Origin of the sequence: Hyphomonas sp. UBA3601 (assembly GCF_002375605.1) — a bacterium.
Classification (GTDB): domain Bacteria; phylum Pseudomonadota; class Alphaproteobacteria; order Caulobacterales; family Hyphomonadaceae; genus Hyphomonas.
The window spans coordinates 10,243-12,012 of sequence record NZ_DFME01000106.1 but is presented as its reverse complement, the minus strand read 5'-3'; the positions used below and the strand labels follow the sequence as shown (position 1 = coordinate 12,012).

Below are 1,770 nucleotides of genomic sequence, written 5' to 3'. Positions count from 1 at the left end.
CGCCGGACATAGCCCGGCGTTGATGCGTTTGCGACGTTCGTGGCGACAATGTCGGCCCGAAGGCCAGATACCTTCAGGCCGGATTGTGCTGCGTTGATGGCGTGGGAAATACTCAAAGCAGAGCTCGCCTGTCAGAGTTGCGGATCAGCGCTTCAGATTGGTTGTCTCTTGTAGCATCTCGTCGACCGTCTGCACGATCTTCGCGCTGGAAGAGTAGGCGCGCTGTGTTTCAATCAGGTCTGTAAGCTCCGCAGCGATATCGGTTGTGGATTCCATCAGGGCGTAGCCCTCGATGCTGCCCACCGGCCCGGTCCCAGCGTCCCAGAGATACAAGTTTCCGCTTTCAGCAGAAACACGAAAGGCCTGACCGTCCAGTGCCTTCAATCCGTTCATGTTCGGAACATCACCAACCGGAATCTGGTAGAGGGTCCGGCGGAAGCCGGTATTGTAGATGGCTTGCAGATAGCCATTCTCGTCAATTTCAACAGACTGAAGGTCCCCGATGGGTGCCCCGTCCTTGCTAACCGAAGTTGGTGAGAAGTTGGCGGAGAGCTGAGTGATACCCGCGCTGTCATTCGGTCGGCCGATGAATACCTCGACGTCACCGTGGGGCAGATTCAGCGTGACGGTGCCGGTCGCATCATCATAGGTCGCACCGTTGGACGCGGTTACACCACCGGTGTCGATACGGCCGCCATTTACAGCGCTGTCGGAGAAGTTGACGGCCAGATCGCCAATCGAAACGGCCGGGTCGCCTGCGCTATCGAATATCTCCACCGACCAGGCATTGCTTGAGCCTGATGCGGGAACGTTCGGGCTGAATTCCAAAGACAATGTTTGGGCGCGGCCCAGATTGTCAAAGTACTCTATCGGCAGTGTGTAGCTCTCACCCGTCCCACCAGCTGTGGTGGCATCGGCCGGAAGGTTGATGCCGAGCTCGATGCGGGATGTTGGGGAGGCAGTGTATTGGGATGCCGCAATGTTGACTGGCTCGAGGTCGGTGCCGCTATTGCGGCTGACATTGCCGATTTCACCGTCGGAATTTGCAGGCCAACCAAGCAGGAAGAGCCCGCTCTGAGTCCGTAAGTTTCCGCTTTCGTCTGCGTAGAATGAGCCCGTTGGAAGCATCATCAGGCTGCGCTCCGACGAGAGCGAATTCACGCCCGTATTGTCCGTAACCGGAACTAAACCGCGGCCCGAGACCGCAAGGTCGGTTGCGTTGCCTGTAGAGATGAGCGATCCCGTTGCGGCAATGTCCTTGAAGGCCGTAACCCGGACGCCGCCTGCGGCGTAAGCAGAGGACTGCTGTTGCAGAACCATGCTTGAAAAATCAACTTGGCTTCGCTTGTAGCCGTATGTTGATGAGTTCGCGATATTGTCAGAAATGGCGGAAAGACGGCTTGAATTTGAGTTCAGCCCCATTACGCCCGCATTCAGGGATGAAGAAATGCTCATGGTCGACTCCTACGACAGATGTACTCTATCACTGGAGCGGATTTGTTAATAAGCAGATAACCCTGATTCATCTTTGGACTGGCCGTCCGTCAGGATGATGATCGATATCCTCCGGTTTTGGGAGGCCGAAGGATTCTCCGGAGCGAGTGGATCAGTATCGGCCCGGCCGGAGACCTCGCGTAACCGTGATGGCATCATACCCTTTTCGAGCAGAAGCTTGCGGATGACGTTGGCCCTGTCGGTGGACAGGTTCCAATTGTCGTAGTTCGCATCCAGACGGTATTGCAAGCTGTCGGTATGGCCAACAATCTTGAT

The 1,770-nt window shown here is 56.3% G+C and carries 3 protein-coding genes; all 3 read right to left on the bottom strand.

The features are described 5' to 3' along the window. Positions 1–116: flagellar basal body protein (locus B4F73_RS10595; RefSeq protein ID WP_290481703.1), on the bottom strand; the 116-nt coding region annotated here is incomplete at its 3' end. 28 nt (positions 117–144) lie between these two features. Beyond that, positions 145–1,455 carry a flagellar hook protein FlgE gene (locus B4F73_RS10590; protein WP_290483216.1) on the bottom strand — a complete coding sequence of 437 codons (1,311 nt, stop codon included), beginning with the start codon at positions 1,453–1,455 and terminating at the stop codon, positions 145–147. Between the two features lie 45 nt (positions 1,456–1,500). Continuing rightward, positions 1,501–1,770, bottom strand: a 270-nt coding sequence (locus tag B4F73_RS10585) for an OmpA/MotB family protein (RefSeq protein ID WP_290483215.1), incomplete at its 5' end; no start/stop codon positions are given.